13 protein-coding genes and 2 pseudogenes are annotated in these 18,957 nt (G+C 71.4%); 10 read left to right on the forward strand and 5 right to left on the reverse strand.

Translation table 11 applies throughout. From position 1 onward, the window contains the following. A pseudogene (locus tag AB0E96_RS10690) lies at positions 1 to 691 on the reverse strand (hypothetical protein); the annotation flags it as partial. Positions 692 to 747: 56 nt separating this feature from the next. Next, positions 748 to 1,302, reverse strand: coding sequence for a SigE family RNA polymerase sigma factor (locus AB0E96_RS10695; RefSeq protein ID WP_359821130.1), 555 nt, complete (start codon positions 1,300 to 1,302; stop codon positions 748 to 750). A gap of 162 nt (positions 1,303 to 1,464) precedes the next feature. Here AB0E96_RS10695 and AB0E96_RS10700 point away from each other — a divergent pair, with 162 nt between their 5' ends. From AB0E96_RS10700 to AB0E96_RS10730, 7 genes and pseudogenes are all read left to right on the forward strand, one after another. After that, the gene (locus AB0E96_RS10700) at positions 1,465 to 2,214 is read left to right on the forward strand and encodes a hypothetical protein (protein WP_359821132.1); all 750 of its coding nucleotides are present in this window, start codon (positions 1,465 to 1,467) and stop codon (positions 2,212 to 2,214) included. Positions 2,215 to 2,334: 120 nt separating this feature from the next. Beyond that, a pseudogene (lysX, locus tag AB0E96_RS10705) lies at positions 2,335 to 3,870 on the forward strand (bifunctional lysylphosphatidylglycerol synthetase/lysine--tRNA ligase LysX); the annotation flags it as partial. A gap of 242 nt (positions 3,871 to 4,112) precedes the next feature. After that, on the forward strand, positions 4,113 to 4,550 hold the full coding sequence (locus AB0E96_RS10710; protein ID WP_359821135.1) for a BlaI/MecI/CopY family transcriptional regulator: 438 nt from the start codon (positions 4,113 to 4,115) through the stop codon (positions 4,548 to 4,550). Positions 4,551 to 4,560: 10 nt separating this feature from the next. Then, positions 4,561 to 5,097 (forward strand): amino-acid N-acetyltransferase, encoded by a 537-nt coding sequence (locus AB0E96_RS10715; protein ID WP_359821137.1) that lies wholly within the window; start codon positions 4,561 to 4,563, stop codon positions 5,095 to 5,097. Between the two features lie 91 nt (positions 5,098 to 5,188). Further along, positions 5,189 to 5,542 (forward strand): Lsr2 family protein, encoded by a 354-nt coding sequence (locus AB0E96_RS10720; RefSeq protein ID WP_359821139.1) that lies wholly within the window; start codon positions 5,189 to 5,191, stop codon positions 5,540 to 5,542. Between the two features lie 686 nt (positions 5,543 to 6,228). Continuing rightward, the gene (locus AB0E96_RS10725; RefSeq protein WP_359821142.1) at positions 6,229 to 8,748 is read left to right on the forward strand and encodes an ATP-dependent Clp protease ATP-binding subunit; all 2,520 of its coding nucleotides are present in this window, start codon (positions 6,229 to 6,231) and stop codon (positions 8,746 to 8,748) included. 343 nt (positions 8,749 to 9,091) lie between these two features. Beyond that, a complete protein-coding gene (locus tag AB0E96_RS10730; protein WP_359821145.1) occupies positions 9,092 to 11,437 on the forward strand; it encodes an immune inhibitor A domain-containing protein in 2,346 nt (781 codons plus the stop codon). Between the two features lie 180 nt (positions 11,438 to 11,617). On the opposite strand, the gene AB0E96_RS10735 is transcribed toward AB0E96_RS10730, so the two are convergent. Next, the gene (locus tag AB0E96_RS10735) at positions 11,618 to 12,817 is read right to left on the reverse strand and encodes a beta-eliminating lyase-related protein (protein ID WP_359821147.1); all 1,200 of its coding nucleotides are present in this window, start codon (positions 12,815 to 12,817) and stop codon (positions 11,618 to 11,620) included. 358 nt (positions 12,818 to 13,175) lie between these two features. Between AB0E96_RS10735 and AB0E96_RS10740 the strand changes: the two genes are divergently transcribed. Continuing rightward, positions 13,176 to 14,162 carry a M23 family metallopeptidase gene (locus AB0E96_RS10740; protein WP_359821148.1) on the forward strand — a complete coding sequence of 329 codons (987 nt, stop codon included), beginning with the start codon at positions 13,176 to 13,178 and terminating at the stop codon, positions 14,160 to 14,162. 118 nt (positions 14,163 to 14,280) lie between these two features. Here the strand turns inward: AB0E96_RS10740 and AB0E96_RS10745 are convergent, their stop codons facing one another. Then, positions 14,281 to 14,913: a helix-turn-helix domain-containing protein gene (locus AB0E96_RS10745; RefSeq protein ID WP_359821150.1), complete on the reverse strand. Its 633-nt coding sequence runs from the start codon at positions 14,911 to 14,913 to the stop codon at positions 14,281 to 14,283. A gap of 312 nt (positions 14,914 to 15,225) precedes the next feature. Here AB0E96_RS10745 and AB0E96_RS10750 point away from each other — a divergent pair, with 312 nt between their 5' ends. Next, complete coding sequence (locus AB0E96_RS10750; protein ID WP_359821175.1) at positions 15,226 to 16,731, forward strand: MDR family MFS transporter; 1,506 nt, start codon at positions 15,226 to 15,228, stop codon at positions 16,729 to 16,731. Positions 16,732 to 16,891: 160 nt separating this feature from the next. Here the strand turns inward: AB0E96_RS10750 and AB0E96_RS10755 are convergent, their stop codons facing one another. Continuing rightward, entirely contained in the window at positions 16,892 to 17,767 is an 876-nt protein-coding gene (locus tag AB0E96_RS10755; RefSeq protein WP_359821177.1) for an A/G-specific adenine glycosylase, read from the reverse strand. 311 nt (positions 17,768 to 18,078) lie between these two features. Here AB0E96_RS10755 and AB0E96_RS10760 point away from each other — a divergent pair, with 311 nt between their 5' ends. After that, a complete protein-coding gene (locus AB0E96_RS10760) occupies positions 18,079 to 18,927 on the forward strand; it encodes a hypothetical protein (protein WP_359821151.1) in 849 nt (282 codons plus the stop codon). The last annotated feature ends 30 nt before the right edge of the window (positions 18,928 to 18,957 follow it).

Here is an 18,957-nt window from a genome sequence, read left to right on the forward strand (position 1 = left end):
TCGGCGCGCCCCGCTCCAGCGGCTCGCGGTTCCACTCCTGGAGCATCATCCGGTAGCCGTTCCCGGACAGCACGGCGGCCCACGTCTTCGAGCCGGCCGGCTCGTTGTCCCGGGTGGCGGCCTGGTAGAGCTGCAGGTGGCTGCCGTCCGGGAGGTCGGAATCGGCGCAGGAGTCACCGCCCGTCGGCGCGGCCGGGCAGGGCTTGGACGCCGCCCCACCCGCGTCACGCATGATCCAGAACAGGAACTGCGCCGCTCCCCGTCCGTCGTCCAGCACCAGCCGCAGCTGCGGGGTGTCGCTCTCGGTCCCGCGGGCCTCGCCCACCTTCACCGTCACCGTGCCGGGCGGCAGGAGTTCGATGAGCATCTGCTCGAACTCCGGGCCGGTGACCCCGGCCACGGGGGTCGCCGACGCCCCGCCCGACGCCGCGCCCGACGCCGCGCCGACCACGGCCGGGCCCCCGCCCGGCAGCAGGCCGCCGAGCGCGGCTCCGCCCACCCCGACCAGGGCCAGGGCGGCGGCGCCGACCGCGGTGCCCGCCCGCCGGCGGCGACGCAGCCGGCGGCCGTACGACCAGCCGGTGTCGACCAGCCGGGTGCCGTCGGTGTCGTAGGCCGCACCGGCCCTGCCGATGGCCTCCGTGAAGGCCCGCTCGAACCGCTCCTCGGGCCCGTCGTGCTCTGCGGACATGCTGAACCAACCTCTCTACCGATCGAGTTGACGTGATGTGCGGGCGGGCCGACGGCTCAGCGCCCGGCGAGCTCGTCGAGGCTGCCGCCGAGCACCGCGCGGATCCGGCCGAGCGCGCGGTGGGACTGGGTCCGGACGGCGCCCGGGGTGCTGTGCAGGACCGCGGCGGTCTCCTCGACGCTGCGGTCCTCCCAGTAGCGGAGCACCAGCACCGCCCGGTCGCGCGGCGCGAGCCGGCCGAGCGCGTCCACCAGGGTCAGCCGCAGTTCCGGGTCGCCCTGCGGGGCCGCGCCGTCCGGCACCTCGCCGACCGGCCGCTCGCCGCTGGAGCGGCGGCCGCGGTGCGAGAGGAAGGCCCGCACCAGCACGGTGTGGGCGTACCCGGCCGGATTGTCGATCCGGCGCCCGGCCCCGAACCAGGAGGTGCGGTGCCACTGGGCGTAGACCCGCCCGAGCGCCTCCTGCACCAGGTCCTCGGCGAGGTGGGTGTCCCCGCCGGTGAGCAGGCAGGCCGAGCGGTAGAGCGGTCGCGCGCGGGTGGCCGCGAAGGCCTGGAAGTCCTCGTCCCGCCGCCCGCCCCGGGCCGCCTTCTCCTGACCGTCCGGTTGCATCCTGCCCGGCCCCCTCGTTCGCTCTCCCCTGACACCTGAATGACCCGGTGCACCTCGGGCGGCGTTACAGGCGGCGACGAAAGGTTTTTTCACCAGGCCGAACGTGGGTGGTTCGGCGCGAGGTTACCGACAAATCGGATATTCCTCACGTAGTGTCAGCCCATGCCTACGCCACACGGATCGCGCGGCGGCATGGCCTTCAGCGCCGACGAAGTCCGCGTGCTGCGCCGAGCCCTCGCCCAAGCCCTGCACCCCGCCGTCCCCGTCCACCTCCAGGGACCCGCCCGGCCGGCCTTCGCCGGGCCCTGCGCCGAACTCTGGGCGGAGGACGTCCAGGACGCCCTGCGCCTGACCGAGGCGATCGACGAGGCCGTCCACGAGGGCGGCCGGCTGCGCGCCTTCCTGCTCGCCGACCTCGGGCGCTACCGGTCCGCCCTGCCCGGCAGCGCCCCCGGCTACCTGGAACGGCTGGAGGAGGCGGTGAGCGACGGGTACCTGCCCGGTCCGGAGGACCTCACCGCACTGCGCGGGCTGACCCGCCAGCCCTGCGGCCACGGCGAGCGGGCCCGCCGCTCCCGGCTCGCCGGGCGCTGCCACGCACTGGCCGAGGCCGCCGTCCGCGAGCGGCTCGCCCTGCACACCGGGGCGCCCCGCCACCTGGTGGCCGTACCGAGCCCCGCCGCACCCCCGCACAGTCACCCCACCCCTGTAGGAGGACGGACCACCATGAGCAGCACCGACTCCCGCCCGGAGCAGCCCGCCGCCGCGAAGAACCCGCCCCGTCCGCACCGGATGCCCACCCCCGCCGAACTGTTCGGCCGCCGCCCCAAGCCCCCCGCCCCGCCCGCCGACCGGTCCCCCGAGGACGTCGAGGGCATCGAGGACGTCGAACTCGCCACCGGAACCGGCTGAGCCGCGCCGACCCGCCGATCCGGGGGAGGCCGCCCGTCGCGGCCTCCCCCGCGGCAATCCCGGCGCGGAGCACCACGTGTGGCTGGCTACCCTTGTGGGGTGAGCGATCAGAGCCTTGTTCCCGCGACCGACGACCTTCCCGAGCAGATGCGCGTCCGGCGCGAGAAGCTGGACCGGCTCCGGGCGGCCGGCGTCGACCCGTACCCGGTCGGATTCCCCCGCACCACCACCATCGCCGACCTGCGCGCCAAGCACCCGGACCTGGAGCCGGACACCGCGACCGGCGAGCGGGCCGGCGTCACCGGCCGCGTCATCCTCTCCCGCACCGGCGGCAAGCTCTGCTTCGCCACCCTGCGCGACGGCACCGGCGACCTCCAGGTGATGTTCTCCCTGGACAAGCTGGGCGCCGAGCGGCTGGCGGCCTGGAAGACCGACATCGACCTCGGCGACCAGGTGGGCGTCGAGGGCGAGGTGATCACCTCCAAGCGCGGCGAGCTGTCCGTGATGGTGGACCGCTGGGAGCTCACCGCCAAGTGCCTGCGGCCGCTGCCGGACAAGCACAAGGGCCTGACCGACCCGGAGGCCCGGGTCCGCCAGCGCTACGTGGACCTGATCGTCAACCCCGAGGCCCGCGAGATCCTGCACCTGCGCAGCAAGGTCGTCCGCTCGATCCGCCGCACCTACGAGGACCGCGGCTACATCGAGGTCGAGACCCCGATGCTCCAGCCGGTGCACGGCGGCGCCAACGCGCGTCCGTTCAAGACCCACATCAACGCGTACGACATCGACCTCTACATGCGCATCGCCCCCGAGCTGTACCTCAAGCGGCTGGTGGTCGGCGGCGCCGAGAAGGTCTTCGAGATCAACCGCAACTTCCGCAACGAGGGCGCGGACTCCACCCACAACCCGGAGTTCACCTCCCTGGAGTCGTACGAGGCGTACGGCGACTACGACACCCAGGCCGAGCTGATCCGCGAGACGATCGTCAACGCGGCCCGGGACGCGCTGGGCACCACGGTGATCAAGGGCGTGGACGCGCACGGCGTCGAGCACGAGATCGACCTGGCCGAGCCGTGGGAGGAGGTCAGCGTCTACCCGGGCATCTCCGCCCGCCTGGGCGCCGAAGTCACCCCGGAGACCGGTGTCGAGGAGCTGCGCAAGCTGGCCACCGAGCACGGCATCCCGTTCGAGAAGGACTGGGGCCACGGTCAGATCGTGCTGGAGATGGTCGAGCGCCTGCTGGAGGAGAACGCCGTCCGGCCGACCTTCATCAAGGACTACCCGACCGAGGTCTCCCCGCTGACCCGCCAGCACCGCTCGCGGCCCGGTGTGGCCGAGAAGTGGGACCTGGTGATCTTCGGTACGGAGATCGGCACCGCCTACTCCGAGCTGGTCGACCCGGTCGAGCAGCGTGCCCGCCTCACCGCCCAGTCGCTGCTGGCGGCCGGCGGCGACGTCGAGGCGATGCAGGTGGACGAGGACTTCCTGCGCGCCCTGGAGTACGCGATGCCCCCGACCGGTGGCCTCGGCCTCGGCGTGGACCGCCTGATCATGCTGCTGACCGGCAAGAACATCCGGGAGACGGTGCTCTTCCCGCTGGTGAAGCCGGAGCCGAAGGCTTCCGCCGCGACGGCGGAGAAGACCGAGGAGGAGTGACCTGATGGACTACGTCAGCGCGATCGTGCCGCCGCTGGTCATGGCGATCGGCTTCGGATTCCTGGTGCGGGCCATCATCCGCAGCCAGGGCGGGGCCCAGCGGGCCAAGGAAGACGTCGACTGACACCGTCAGCCGTCCCGAACGACCGGCGCGCCGCCATTCCCGATTCCGGGGGTGGCGGCGCGCCGGTTTGGCGCACTTCACAAGATTTGCCCCATTCACTCCCTATCCTGGCCGCACTATGGTCCGGCAACTCGGCGAACTTGAGAACGCCATCATGACCCGGGTGTGGCAGTGGAACCGACCGGTCACGGTTCGCGAGGTTCTCCTGGATCTGCGGTCGGAACGCGAAATCGCGTACACCACGGTGATGACCGTCCTGGACAAGCTGCACAGAAAGGGCTGGCTGCGCCGCGAGCGGGTCGGCCGGGCCTATCGATATGAACCGGTCTCCTCGCGCGAGGCGTACACGGCGGCCCTGATGAACGACGCCTGGGCCACCAGTGACAATCCGGCGGCGGCCCTGGTGCACTTCTTCGGCCTGATGTCGCCCGAGCAACGCGAAGCGCTCCGGGACGCCTTGCGGGTGGCCGCACTGTTCCCGTCCGATCCGGCCGGCGCCGATTCCGCGGACGGCGGACCGGATACCGGGGGGACGGAACCGGGGGCGGCGCGATAACGTCCCGACCATGGAGGTCACCATCCGCCGGGCGCGGACCACGGACGTGCGGGCAGTGCGCGGGCTCATCGACGCCTACTCGCGCGACGGCATTCTGCTGGACAAGCCCACAGTCACACTGTTCGAATCCGTCCAGGAGTTCTGGGTCGCGGAACGCGACGACAACGGCGTGGTGGTGGCCTGCGGCGCACTGCACGTGATGTGGGAGGACCTCGCCGAGGTCCGCACGCTCGCGGTGGATCCGGCCGCCCGGGGCACCGGGATCGGGCACCTGCTGCTGGAGAAGCTGGTGCAGACCGCACGCTGGCTGGGCGTCCGTCGGATTTTCTGCTTGACGTTCGAGGTCGCCTTCTTCGCGAAACATGGTTTCGTCGAGATCGGCGAGGTCCAGGAAACCGATGATGGTACGACAGACCCGGCGGCGATCGCTACGGATGTCTATGAAGAACTCCTCCGCTCGTACGATGAAGGCGTCGCCGAGTTCCTCGACCTGGAGCGGGTGAAGCCCAACACACTGGGCAACTCGCGCATGCTGCTGCACCTCTGAGACGCTCCACCGGGGTCAAGGGTTTGTGTTTTCCGGAGAAAGGCGCTTTCCTTTCCTCAGGCAATGGGTCGTTTAGCGGAAAGGGAAGCCCGTGGCACAGAGGGTGCAGGTCATTCTTGAAGACGATCTCGACGGCGGTTCGGCGGACGAGACGGTGACGTTCGCCCTCGACGGCGTTGCCTACGAGATCGACCTGAAGAGCGCCAACGCGGACAAGCTCCGCGGGCTGCTGGCGCCGTACGTGGAGAAGGGCCGCAAGCAGAGCGGCCGGCTCGCCGGCACCCGTCGCCCTGGCCGCGGCGGGGCGGCGCGGCCGTCCGGCGGCGGTGCGCCCGACACCGCCAAGATCCGCGCGTGGGCCAAGGAGCAGGGCCTGGAGGTCAACGACCGCGGCCGCGTTCCGAGCAACGTGCGCGAGGCCTACGAGAAGGCCAACGCGTCCTGATCCGACGCCGTCGGCCCGCCGGAGCGGGTGCGGGGCCCCGGCGGCCGGAGGTGGCGCCGCCATCACACGCACGGGGCGCGGAGGAGTCTCCTCCGCGCCCCGCGGCGCGTGCCCCATGGGGCACCGTCGACCCGGCACCGGAGGCCGGGCGGCCCCGGGCGCACACCCGGGTCCGGGCGCACGTCCGGGCACGTGCTCGGGCGGCGGAACAATCACGGGCTGTGCAACGCTGTAGGGGCGAAGCGGTGACGCGGACACCACCGGGCGGCCCGCCCGGCCACCCGGCCGCGGTCGAACCCCCGCCACCACGGCCCGACTTCTCGCCAGGCGAACACCGCCACCGCGGAAACTGCGCGAGAACCGCCCCGATACCGGGTATGAATGCAGGTGGACGGGTTCTTCGGCCCGTCCAGGGGCAGTATGTGCGACCGGCCGGAGCGGTTCCGGCCGCGCCCCCGGCGGCTCGTGTTCGCCGATGGCGTAGCGGAATCCGGTGCATCCGGCCCGCCTGTGGGAACACCGATTCCCAGCATCAGGTTGGGATTGGTGTCGGCTGGTCGCGCAGCATCTCGCTCCTCTACCGGGGAGTGAATCCGTGGGCCGCGCCGCTGAGCGGGACTAGCATGCGGAAGGACAGGGCGGGGACGGACCCCGAACTGCCCGACCGCTCTGAGGAGCGATAAACGATGTTCGAGAGGTTCACCGACCGCGCGCGGCGGGTTGTCGTCCTGGCTCAGGAAGAAGCCCGGATGCTCAACCACAACTACATCGGCACCGAGCACATCCTCCTGGGTCTGATCCACGAGGGCGAGGGCGTCGCCGCCAAGGCCCTGGAGAGCCTCGGGATTTCTCTTGAGGCCGTTCGCCAGCAGGTCGAGGAGATCATCGGCCAGGGCCAGCAGGCCCCGTCCGGTCACATTCCCTTCACCCCCCGGGCGAAGAAGGTCCTGGAGCTGTCGCTCCGCGAGGCCCTCCAGCTCGGCCACAACTACATCGGCACCGAGCACATCCTGCTCGGCCTGATCCGCGAGGGCGAGGGCGTCGCCGCCCAGGTCCTGGTGAAGCTGGGCGCCGACCTCAACCGGGTGCGCCAGCAGGTCATCCAGCTGCTCTCCGGCTACCAGACCGGCGGCGGCAAGGAGTCGGCCACGGCCGGCGGGCCCGCCGAGGGCACCCCGTCGACCTCCCTGGTCCTGGACCAGTTCGGCCGCAACCTCACCCAGGCCGCCCGCGAGGCCAAGCTCGACCCGGTCATCGGGCGCGAGAAGGAGATCGAGCGGGTCATGCAGGTGCTGTCCCGCCGCACCAAGAACAACCCGGTGCTGATCGGTGAGCCCGGCGTCGGCAAGACCGCCGTGGTCGAGGGCCTGGCCCAGGCGATCGTCAAGGGCGAGGTCCCGGAGACGCTCAAGGACAAGCAGCTCTACACGCTGGACCTGGGCGCCCTGGTGGCCGGCTCGCGCTACCGCGGTGACTTCGAGGAGCGCCTGAAGAAGGTGCTCAAGGAGATCCGCACCCGCGGCGACATCATCCTGTTCATCGACGAGCTGCACACCCTGGTCGGCGCGGGCGCCGCCGAGGGCGCCATCGACGCCGCCAGCATCCTCAAGCCGATGCTGGCCCGCGGCGAGCTGCAGACCATCGGTGCCACCACCCTGGACGAGTACCGCAAGCACCTGGAGAAGGACGCCGCGCTGGAGCGCCGCTTCCAGCCGATCCAGGTCGCCGAGCCGTCGCTGCCCCACACGATCGAGATCCTGAAGGGTCTGCGCGACCGCTACGAGGCCCACCACCGGGTCTCCATCACGGACTCCGCCCTGGTCGCCGCCGCGACCCTGGCCGACCGGTACATCTCGGACCGCTTCCTGCCGGACAAGGCGATCGACCTGATCGACGAGGCCGGTTCCCGAATGCGCATCCGCCGGATGACCGCGCCGCCGGACCTGCGCGAGTTCGACGAGAAGATCGCCGACGTGCGCCGCGAGAAGGAGAGCGCGATCGACGCGCAGGACTTCGAGAAGGCCGCGTCCCTGCGCGACGACGAGAAGCAGCTCCTGCAGGCCAAGGCCAAGCGCGAGAAGGAGTGGAAGGCCGGCGACATGGACGTCGTCGCGGAGGTCAACGAGGAGCTCATCGCCGAGGTCCTGGCCACCGCCACCGGCATCCCGGTCTTCAAGCTGACCGAGGAGGAGACGTCCCGCCTGCTGCGCATGGAGGACGAGCTGCACAAGCGCGTCATCGGCCAGAAGGACGCCATCAAGGCGCTCTCCCAGGCCATCCGGCGCACCCGTGCGGGCCTCAAGGACCCGAAGCGCCCCGGCGGTTCGTTCATCTTCGCCGGCCCGTCCGGCGTCGGTAAGACGGAGCTGTCCAAGACGCTGGCGGAGTTCCTGTTCGGCGACGAGGACGCGCTGATCGCGCTCGACATGTCCGAGTTCTCCGAGAAGCACACCGTCTCCCGGCTGTTCGGCTCCCCGCCCGGCTACGTGGGCTACGAGGAGGGCGGCCAGCTGACCGAGAAGGTCCGCCGCAAGCCGTTCTCGGTCGTCCTCTTCGACGAGGTCGAGAAGGCCCACCCGGACATCTTCAACTCGCTGCTGCAGATCCTGGAGGACGGTCGCCTGACCGACTCCCAGGGCCGCGTGGTCGACTTCAAGAACACCGTCATCATCATGACGACCAACCTCGGCACCCGGGACATCTCGAAGGGCTTCAACCTCGGCTTCGCGGCCGCGGGCGACACCCAGACCGGGTACGAGCGGATGAAGGCGAAGGTCGGCGAGGAGCTCAAGCAGCACTTCCGCCCCGAGTTCCTGAACCGTGTCGACGACATCGTGGTGTTCCACCAGCTGTCCGAGGACGACATCATCCAGATCGTCGACCTCATGATCGACAAGGTGGACGAGCGGCTCAAGGACAAGGACATGGGCCTGGAGCTCAGCGTCGAGGCCAAGAAGCTGCTGGCCAAGCGCGGCTACGACCCGATCCTGGGTGCCCGTCCGCTGCGCCGCACCATCCAGCGCGACATCGAGGACCACCTCTCCGAGAAGATCCTCTTCGGCGAGCTGCGGGCCGGCCACATCGTCGTCGTGGACGTCGAGGGCGAGGGCAAGGACGCCAAGTTCACCTTCCGCGGCGAGGAGAAGTCGGCCGTCGCGGACACCCCGGCCGCGGTAGCCTCGTCCGGTCCGGACCTGACGAAGTAACCCAACTTTTAACAGACAACTTCACAGCCACCGAGCCCCCGGCGTTGACGCCGGGGGCTCGGCGCGTTCCGCTTCCGCCGCGCCCGGCGCGGTCCGGACCCGGATGGCTGGCCTCCGCTCCGGCTGGTGCGGGTGCGCCCGGTTTCTCAGCGACCTTTAACGAACATACGGTTGACAGACGGTCAGGTGATGGGAAGTCGCGGAGGATAGCGCCGTGACCATGTCACGGTCAAGGTCTATCTTTTCTGTGCACGCTTGTATCAAATGACGTCCACCTGTCTTTCATTTTGGTTTGCCGGGCTTTGGCCAACAGCTGGCCCCGGTCGGGGAGGACGTCACAACGTTGAAGAACACCAGGAGAACCGCTGCGGCTGCCACTGCCGCAGCGGTCATAGTCACGCTCGGCGCGGGCCTGTTCCCGGCCACCGCCGTCGCCGCAGGCTCGGCCCCGGTCCCGCGGGACCCGGCCGACGCCGTCCAGAGCACCGAGCACAACATCCCGGGCCCGCTGACGGCGAAGGTGGAGGCGGAGCAGAAGGCCGCCACCCAGAAGCTGCTCGACGGCACCGCCCAGGTCGAGAAGCACAACGGCTCCACCAGTGTGAAGCTCGGCAAGGACAAGTACGTGGAGCTCGCCCGCGAGCGCACGGACAAGATCTTCACCATCCTCGTCGACTTCGGTGACCAGGTGGACAACACCACCAAGACGCCGGACGGCAAGGTCAAGTACGGCGGCGAGGCCGGCCCGAAGCACAACGAGATCGCGAAGCCGGACCCGGCCACCAACAACTCGACCGCGTGGCAGGCCGACTACAACCAGCAGCACTTCCAGGACCTGTACTTCGCCAAGGACAAGCCCTCGCTGAAGACCTACTACGAGCAGCAGTCCTCGGGCCGCTACTCGGTCGACGGCGTGGTCTCGGACTGGGTCCGGGTCCCGTGGAACGAGGCCCGCTACGGCTCGGACTACTGCGGCTCCAACGTCTGCGCCAGCGCGCAGGACCTGATCCGCGACGCCGTGGACATCTGGTACAAGGACCAGCTGGCCAAGGGTCAGACCGACGCCCAGATCAAGGCGACCCTGGCCCAGTACGACCAGTGGGACCGCTACGGTTCGCACCACGACGGGAACTTCAACCAGCCCGACGGGTACATCGACCACTTCCAGATCGTGCACGCCGGCGAGGACAAGTCGGCCGGCGGCGGCAAGCAGGGCAGCAAGGCCCTGTGGGCCCACCGCTCGTACGTCTACGGCAACCTGCAGGGCACGGCCGGCCCCGACGGCAACAAGCTCGGCGGCGTCCAGGTCGGCACCAGCGGCATCTGGATCGGCGACTACACGATGCAGCCGGAGAACGGCGGCCTCGGCGTCTTCGCCCACGAGTACGGCCACGACCTCGGTCTGCCGGACCTCTACGACACCGCCGGCAAGGGCATCGACAACTCGGTCGGCTTCTGGTCGCTGATGTCCTCGGGCTCCTGGCTCGGCGAGGGCAAGGGCAGCATCGGCGACATGCCGAACGACCTCGACGCCTGGAGCAAGTACAAGCTCGGCTGGCTGAAGGCCGACCGCGCCAAGGCCGGCACCGAGTCGACCCACCACATCGGCCCGGCGGAGTACAACAGCAACCTGCCGCAGGGTCTGATCGTCGACCTCCCCGCGAAGAAGATCACCACCGAGATCAACAAGCCGTTCGCCGGCGCCGGTGAGTGGTGGAGCGGCAGCGCCGACAACCTGAACGTCACGCTCACCCGCGACATCGACCTGACCGGCAAGACCAAGGCCAGCATCAACGCCAAGGCCTGGTACGAGCTGGAGCAGGACTTCGACTACGCGTTCGGCGAGGTCTCCACCGACGGCGGCAAGACCTGGACCGTCGTCGACGGCACCTGGAACGGCACCGCGCTGCCCCGCGAGAACGACCGTCCGGCCCTCAGCGGCCAGGTGGCCACCTGGGGCGACCTGTCCTTCAACCTGGACGCCTACGCGGGCAAGCAGATCAAGTTCCGCTACCACAACAGCACCGACGGCGGCCTGCACTTCCGCGGCCTGACGCTGGACAACATCGCGGTCGTCGCCGACGGCGCCACCGTGTTCAGCGACGACGTCGAGAACGGTGACAACGGCTGGGTGGCCGACGGCTTCTCCCGCTTTGGCGGCTCGTACACCAAGGACTACGCGCAGTACTACATCGCGGAGAACCGGCAGTACGTGTCCTACGACCGGACCCTGAAGACCGGCCCGTACAACTTCGGCTTCGCCGACCGCCCGAACTGGGTCGAGTACTACCCGTACCAGCCCGGCCTGCTGGTCTGGTACTGGGACGAGTCGCAGACCGACAACAACGTCAGCGCCCACCCCGGCCAGGGCCTGATCCTGCCGGTCGACTCGCACCCGACCCCGCTGAAGTGGAGCGACGGCACCCTGATGCGTCCGCGCATGCAGGGCTACGACTCCACCTTCGGCTCGCGCCGCACCTCCGGGATGACCCTGCACAAGGCCGGCGTCGAGACCGTCGTGCCGAAGGCCAAGGGCGTCGACGAGTTCAACGACCTGAAGTCGTGGTGGAGCAAGGACAACCCGTACAGCGGTGTCAACGTGCCGAAGACCGGCACCAGCATCGAGGTCGAGAACGAGTCCTCGAACTACCTGGAGACCTGGATCCGGGTCCGCCCGGTCGACAACTGATCGCCACCCCGGTAGCGATCGGCCTGTGACCAGGCAGCTCTGACAACTCCACGTCCGGCCCGTCCCCGCAGCGCGCGGGGGCGGGCCGGACGCCTTTCCGGGCCCGCCCGCCTCGCCGAGCCCAGGCGCCTCACCGAACCCCGGCGCCGTGCCGGACCCCGGCGCCCGCCGACCCGGCCGTCAGGCCTTACCGGCCGGCAGCCGGTCCAGGAAGGCGGCGGCCGCCACCGCGACGTCGGCGCCGGTCCAGTCGAGGGCGGGCGCGGCGACCGTGACCTCGGTCATCGACAGCCCCGGCGGACCGCACGCGCGCCAGGCCCCGAACAGCCCGATCCCGGTGTCCTCGGCCAGCCCCAGCCCTGCCTCCTCCAACTCCCCCGCCGGGTACGGCAGCCAGAGCTGGAACTGGTGGGTGTGCGGCGGGGCCGGGTGCACCCGGGCGCCGGGGACGGCGGCGAACGCCCGGGCCAGCGCCTCGGCCACCGTCCGGGCGTGCCCCACGTACCGGGCCAGCCGCGGCAGTTCGCGCTCCAGCCCGGCCAGCGCGGCCAGCGCGAACGGCCACTGCTGGTAGAGCTGCCCGCCGTAGCGGTGCCGCCAGGCCCGGGCGGTGCGGACGAAGCCGCCGGGGCCGGCCAGCGCGGCGCCGCTGATCCCGCCGAGCGTCTTGTAGAAGGAGACGTAGACCGAGTCGGCCAGGCCCGCGACCTCCGGCAGCGGACGGCCGAGGGCCACCGCGGACTCCCAGATCCGGGCGCCGTCCAGGTGCAGCGCCGCACCGTGCTCCTCCCGCACCACCGCGGCCAGCTCCACCAGCTCCGCCCAGCCGGGCAGCACGAACCCGGCGTCGCGCAGCGGCAGCTCCAGGCTCAGTGCGGCGTACGGCTCGTCCAGGGCGCGCAGTTCCGCGGCGGTGGGCTGGCGCGGCGCCTCGGTCGGCCAGAGGCTGCGCAGCCCGGACAGCACGCCGAGCGCGTGCCGCTCGTGCCGGTCGGTGTGGGCCAGCGGGTGGGTGGCCACGGTGCGCGACCCGGCCGCCTCGGCGTGGATCCGCAGGGCGATCTGCTGGGCCATCGTGCCGGTCGGGAGGAACACCGCGTCCTCGGTGCCGAGCAGCCCGGCGACCCGCTGCTCCAGGGTGCGGAGCACGCCGTCGCCGTACTGGTCCGGGCGGCCGTCCAGGTCCGGGCGGCCGTCCAGGTCGGGAGCGGCCCCGGGCCCGCCCGGCGGCGGGCCGGCGAGGTCGGCGAGGCGTTCGCGGATGCTCTGCGGCCGGGGCCCGGACAGCAGCCGCTCGCAGCCGCGCAGGGCGGCGAAGCGACGGTCCGACAGGCTCGGGCGGTCACTGGCGTCGGGGTCTTCGCTCCTGTTGCCATACATGGCTCGATGGTCCCCCAGCGGGCCGGACCGGTCAGCGGTGCGGACGGAAAGCGGTTCGAGCCGGTCAAACCCCGGCCGCGCGTGGTGCTGGTCACAGGCCTTCGGCGCGGTACGAGCGGCGGTAGTAGCGGATGCCGGGGACGCGGCGGGTGCCACGGAGCGGTCGTGAGCGATCCGATCTCATGATCATTACTCCGTCGGTTTGAATCTCCCGCGCCACGCTGACTACATCCCGTAGTACGTCACACCGTTTGGGCGTCCGCTCGGTGACCGTTACACCTGAGTGGTCCCCCGCTCAGCACGCGCCCGAACGGGCCCTTCGTGCTGCCCTCGTACGACCCGTGAGGTTCGGCAAGCGATGTCCACCGTCCCGCCCGTGGGGCCGGCCCTGCGCCGGCTCGCCGCCCGCACGGCGGCCCAGGCCGCCGCCTGGCAGCCCCGGATCGGCCACGCCGTCCGCACCCGCGCGTCCGTCTGGCAGCCCCGGATCGGCCGTGCCGTCCACACCCACGCCGCCACGCCGTTGCGTGCCCTCGGGTCGCCCCGGCACACCACGCTGCCCGGCAGCCGACAGCGGGCCGAGCACGACCACGCGCTGGTCTCGGCCGGAGCGGTCGCCACGCTGCTCGCCGGTGTGCTGCTGGTGGCCACCCCGGGCACGGCCTCGGCGCAGACCGTCCTGCCCACCACCCCGGGCAGCTCGGCCTTCACCGTGCCGCGGGCGGAGGTGCCGAGCGCGGGCCTGGTCCAGGTGGCCGGCCCGAGTCCGTACAAGCTGCCCGACGACGGCGACTCGGCGCAGCAGTTCGTGGCGGTGGCGCCCAACCTGCTGCCGCTCGAACCGCCGTACCCCGGTCCGGACCCCGCCGCCGAGCCGGCCCCGGAGCCCGAACCCGAACCCGAGCCCGAACCCGCGCAGGAGCCCGCGCCCGCCCCGGGGTGGTCGGCGCCGGTGCCGAACGCGCCCACCAGCAATCCGTACGGGAAGCCCAACCGCGGCTACGCGGCCGGCTACCACACCGGGGTGGACTTCGCGGTCTCCCCGGGCACGCCGCTGCTGGCGGTCGGCGACGCGACCGTGGTGTCGGCCGGCTGGGACGGCGCGTACGGCAAGGAGGTCGTGCTGCGGCTGGCGGACGGGCACTACGCGCAGTACGCCCACATGTCCTCGGTCGCCGTCTCGGCGGGCCAGCGGGTGTCGGCGGGCGAGCGGATCGGGCTGTCCGGGAGCACCGGCAACTCGACCGGCCCGCACCTGCACTTCGAGATCCGCACCAGCAACCGCTACGGCGCGGTGGTCAACCCGATCGCGTACCTCGCGGGGCACGGCGTCACGAACTTCTGAGCCGCCCGGCGGCGCCCGGTCGGCGTCGCTCCCGGCCGTCGTTCCCGGCCGTCGTTCCCGGCCGTCGCTCCCGACCGGCCCGGTTCCTGCCCCGCCCCGTTCCCGCCCGGCGCCGCGCTCAGCCGACGCTGCCGGCCGGATGGCTGATCCGGGCGCCGATCTCCAGCGCGATGTCCCGGGCCGCCCCGATCGCCTCGCCCAGCTCGGCGGGGGGCGGCTGCTCACCCCACACGTTCGGGCTGTGGGGGCAGTCCGCGTTGTCCTGCTTGACCAGGAACAGCGACGAGTGGACGGTGAACAGCGCCATCGCGGCCCGCAGCCGGTCGTGGAAGTCCGCGCCCGGACCGTGCACCAGCTGCATCATGGTGATCATGCGGTCCTTGAAGGCCAGCCCGGCCGGGGACTCGCGCAGCGCGGGCTGGTTCTCGTGGAAGAAGCGCAGCAGCGGGGCCCGCTCGGCCATCCCGTCCGCGAAGCGGCGGATCAGCTCGTCGCGCACCGCGGGGCTCCAGTCCTGCTTGCGGCCCCACGTGATGGTGTCGTCGATCGGCGCGGCCATCCGCTCGACGATGCCCAGGACGATGTCGTCCTTGGTCTTGAAGTGGTAGTAGAGCGCGGCCTTGGTGACGCCCAGGCGGTCGGCGATCTCACGCAGTGAGGTCTGCTCGTAGCCCTGCTCGGAGAAGAGCTCCAGCGACACCTCGATGATGCGAGCCCGGGTGTCGCTGCGGGGGCTGTGCGGAGTGGCCATGGCCTGCCTCATGACTGCGTCGGTGACTGTTGCGGACCCCGGGGCGGGAGCCGCTCCGGACTCATTCTCCCTGCCCAGAAGGCCGGTCGGGAAACTGGCTTGACGACCGGCTAGTAAACAACCTACCGTGCCGACGGTCGATAAACTAGCCGGGCGACAAGTAAGTGAGCCGCCGCACGGCACGCCGCTCCGTCCGAACCACCCTCCGGGAGACCCCACCTCATGTCACAGTCCAAGACCGTCGGCCCGGTGCCGGAGGACAAGACGCCCGAGGAGGAACAGCCGCGGTCGCCGCGGGAGATCCGCCTCGTGATGATCGGCCTGGTCGTCACCATGCTGCTGGCCATGCTCGACAACCTGATCGTCGGCACCGCGATGCCGACGATCGTCGGCGACCTCGGCGGCGCCGAGCACCTGTCCTGGGTCGTCACCTCGTACACCCTGGCCACCGCCGCCTCCACCCCGATCTGGGGCAAGCTCGGCGACATGTACGGCCGCAAGGGCACCTTCCTCACCTCGATCGTGATCTTCCTGGTGGGTTCGGCGCTGTCCGGCCTGTCCCAGAACATGAACGAGCTGATCGGCTTCCGCGCCGTGCAGGGCCTGGGCGCCGGCGGTCTGATGGTCGGCGTCATGTCGATCATGGGCGCGCTCGTGCCGCCGCGCGACCGCGGCAAGTACCAGGGCATGTTCGCCGCGGTGATGGCCCTCGCCACCATCGGCGGCCCGCTGGTCGGCGGCTTCATCACCGACCACTTGAGCTGGCACTGGACCTTCTACATCAACCTGCCGCTCGGCGTCGTCGCGCTCGCCGTGGTCGTCGTCACCCTGAAGCTGCCGAAGGTCCGCAGCACCGCCAAGATCGACTACCTGGGCGCCGTCCTGCTCACCGTGGGCATCACCTCGCTGGTGCTGATCACCACCTGGGGCGGCCAGCAGTACGCCTGGGGCTCCAAGGAGATCCTCGGCCTGGCCGCGCTCGCCGCCGCCTCGCTGATCGCCTTCTGCTACGTGGAACAGCGGGTCGAGGAGCCGATGCTCCCGCTGAGCCTGTTCCGCAACCTGAACTTCACCCTGGTCTCGATCATCGGCTTCGTCGTCGGCTTCGTGATGTTCGGCTCGACCGTCTTCCTGCCGCTCTACCAGCAGATCGTCCAGGGCGCCTCGGCCACCAACTCCGGGCTGCTGCTGATGCCGATGATGTTCGGCATGCTGGTGATCTCGCTGGTGGTCGGCCAGGCCGTCACCAAGACCGGCAAGTACCGGATCTACCCGATCATCGGCACCCTCGTGATGACCGGCGGCATGATCCTGCTCTCCACCATGGGCACCGGGACCAGCAGCTTCACCTCGGCCTGCTGGATGGTCGTGCTGGGCGCCGGCATGGGCTTCCTGATGCAGATCACCATGCTGGTCGCGCAGAACAGCGTCGAGCTCAAGGACATGGGCGTGGCCAGCTCCACCGCCACCCTGTTCCGCACCATCGGCGGTTCCTTCGGTGTCGCGCTCTTCGGCGCGCTGTTCAACAACCGGGTGACCGACACCATGAAGGAGCGGCTCGGCGAGCAGGCCACCGCGGGCGGCGGCGTTCAGGACCCGGGCCAGATGAGCCCGGCCGCCCTGCGCAAGCTCCCCGAGGCCGTCCAGGACGCCTACCACCACGCGGTGTCCAACGGCATGCACACCGTCTTCCTGTGGGGTGCGGGCGTGGCCGTGATCGCGATCGCCGCGGCGGTGTTCCTGCGCGAGGTGCCGCTGCGCGGGACGGGCAAGGGCGAGAAGCCGGCCGAGGCCTCGCTGGAGGCGGCGGCCGTCTGACGGCCCCCGCCCGTACGGCGCCCCCGGGAGGTACGTCCTCCCGGGGGCGCCGTGTTTCGTTCGCGGGGGCTTCGCGCTCCGGCCGTGGGGCCTTCGCGCTTCGTTCGCGGGGCCTTCGCGCTTCGTTCGCGGGGCCTTCGCGCTTCGTTCGCGGGGGCGGCTACTGGGGCAGCCGGTACACGCCCTGCTCGACCGGCTCGACCAGGCCGTCCGCCACCAGGCCGTCCAGCGCCCGGGCCCGCTGCACCGCGTCCGGCCAGACCGCGTCCAGCCGGGCCTGCGGCACCGTCCCGTGCGCCTCGCGCAGCACCGCGAGCAGCTTGCCGCGCACCTGGCGGTCCGTCCCCTCGTAGGACTGTCCGCGCCGGGCCGGGCCCTCGTACGGCGGGCGGCCGGCCCGCTGCCAGGCACAGGCGGTGAACAGCGGGCAGTCGCCGCACTCCGGGCCGCGCGCGGTGCAGACCAGCGCGCCCAGCTCCATCACGCCGACCGCCCAGGTGGCGGCGGTCTCGGCGTCGTCCGGCAGCAGCGCGGTGGCGGTGCGGCGCTCGGCGGCGGTGGTGGCCTGGGCCGGGTACTCCACGCCGGTCACCGCGCGGGCGAAGACCCGGCGGACGTTGGTGTCCAGCACCACGTGCCGCTGGCGGAAGGCGAAGGAGGCGACGGCGGCGGCCGTGTACTCGCCCACCCCGGGCAGCGAGAGCAGGGTGGCGTGGTCGTCCGGGACCTCGCCCTCGTGCTCCTCGGTGATCGCCACCGCGGCCGCGTGCAAGCGCAGCGCCCGGCGCGGGTAGCCCAGTCGGCCCCACATCCGGACCGCCTCGCCGGGCGCCTCGGCGGCGAGGTCGGCCGGGGTCGGCCAGCGGGTCAGCCAGGCCTCCCAGGCGGGCAGCACGCGCTTGACCGGGGTCTGCTGGAGCATGAACTCGCTCACCATGACCGCCCACGGCGTCGTGTCGGGGGCCCGCCAGGGAAGGTCCCGCTTGCTCGCCTCGTACCAGTCGAGGACGGTCGAGTGGAACAGCGGCAGGGGCATCGGCGGCCGGGTGGCACCGGCGGCGGCGGGAGCGGTGATGGCAGTCATGGCCCTTCGATCCTCCCATGCCCGCCCGCCGGGCCGAAGTGGACCGGATCGCTCCCGATCGCCCCCTGGTCGTCCCCCGACTGCCAGCCGACTGCCAGCCGGTCGCCCCCCGGTTGCCCGCCGACTGCCCGCCGGGGGAACTTCCGGAAAATCGTCCGGTTGGGGCTCGCTCGAACGGGTCAAATGGCGGATCATGTGAAGGAAGGGGCGACTGTGCGGTGTTGGTGAGTCAATCGCCACACACAGTCTCGTAGAGTTTGATCGTGCCTTCTCTGCGTCAACCCGTCGGACCACTGCCGGCCTCGATCTACTGGCGTCGGCGCGTCGTCGTGCTCGTCGCCGTCGCGGCGGTCGTCGCGCTGATCGCCTGGCTGATGATCGATCAGGGCGGGGGAGGTGACGGCGGCTCACAGGGCAACGCCGCGCAGGCCGTTCCCTCCCAGTCCCAGACCCCGGCCCAGGCCATCACGCCCGGTGCCTCCCCGAGCGGCCCCGCGGCGCGCCCGGGCGGCGGCACCGGCGGCCCGGTGGCGGGAGGCGGCGGCACCGAGGTCAACCTCAGCGGCGGCACCGGCGCCGGCGGAGCCAACCCGGCCCCCGGGGGCGGCGCCGCACCGGCGACCGGCGGCGGCACCGGTGGCGGCACGGGCGGCTCCGGCAGCACGGGCGGCGTCCCGGCGGTGAACACCCCCGAGATCATGGCGCTGCCGGTCTGCACCTCCTCGCAGGTGGCACTGGAGCTGGCCGGCACCCAGAACTCGTACCAGCCCAAGGACAAGCCCCGGCTGGCCCTGACGGTCAAGAACTCCGGCGCCAACTGCCGGGTGGACCTGGGCCGCACCGCCTCCGTGATCACGGTGAGCGGCAGCAACAACGACCGGGTCTGGTCCTCCGGCGACTGCCCGGCCGACAAGGGCAACATCTGGGTGCAGCTCGGCGCGAACGGCAACCAGACCGAGACCTTCACCTGGGACCGCAGCCGCAGCAAGCCGCAGTGCGCCACCGCCGACCAGACCCCGCCGCCGAGCGGCACCTACGTGGTGCTCGCGGAGCTCACCGGTCTCTCCGGGGACAAGGTCTCGGCGCGGGCGTCGATCCGACTGGACAGCTGAGAACCGGTCAACTTCCCCCGGAGCCCCCGG

The sequence above is a fragment of the Kitasatospora sp. NPDC036755 genome (assembly GCF_040636595.1).
Taxonomy (GTDB): domain Bacteria; phylum Actinomycetota; class Actinomycetes; order Streptomycetales; family Streptomycetaceae; genus Kitasatospora.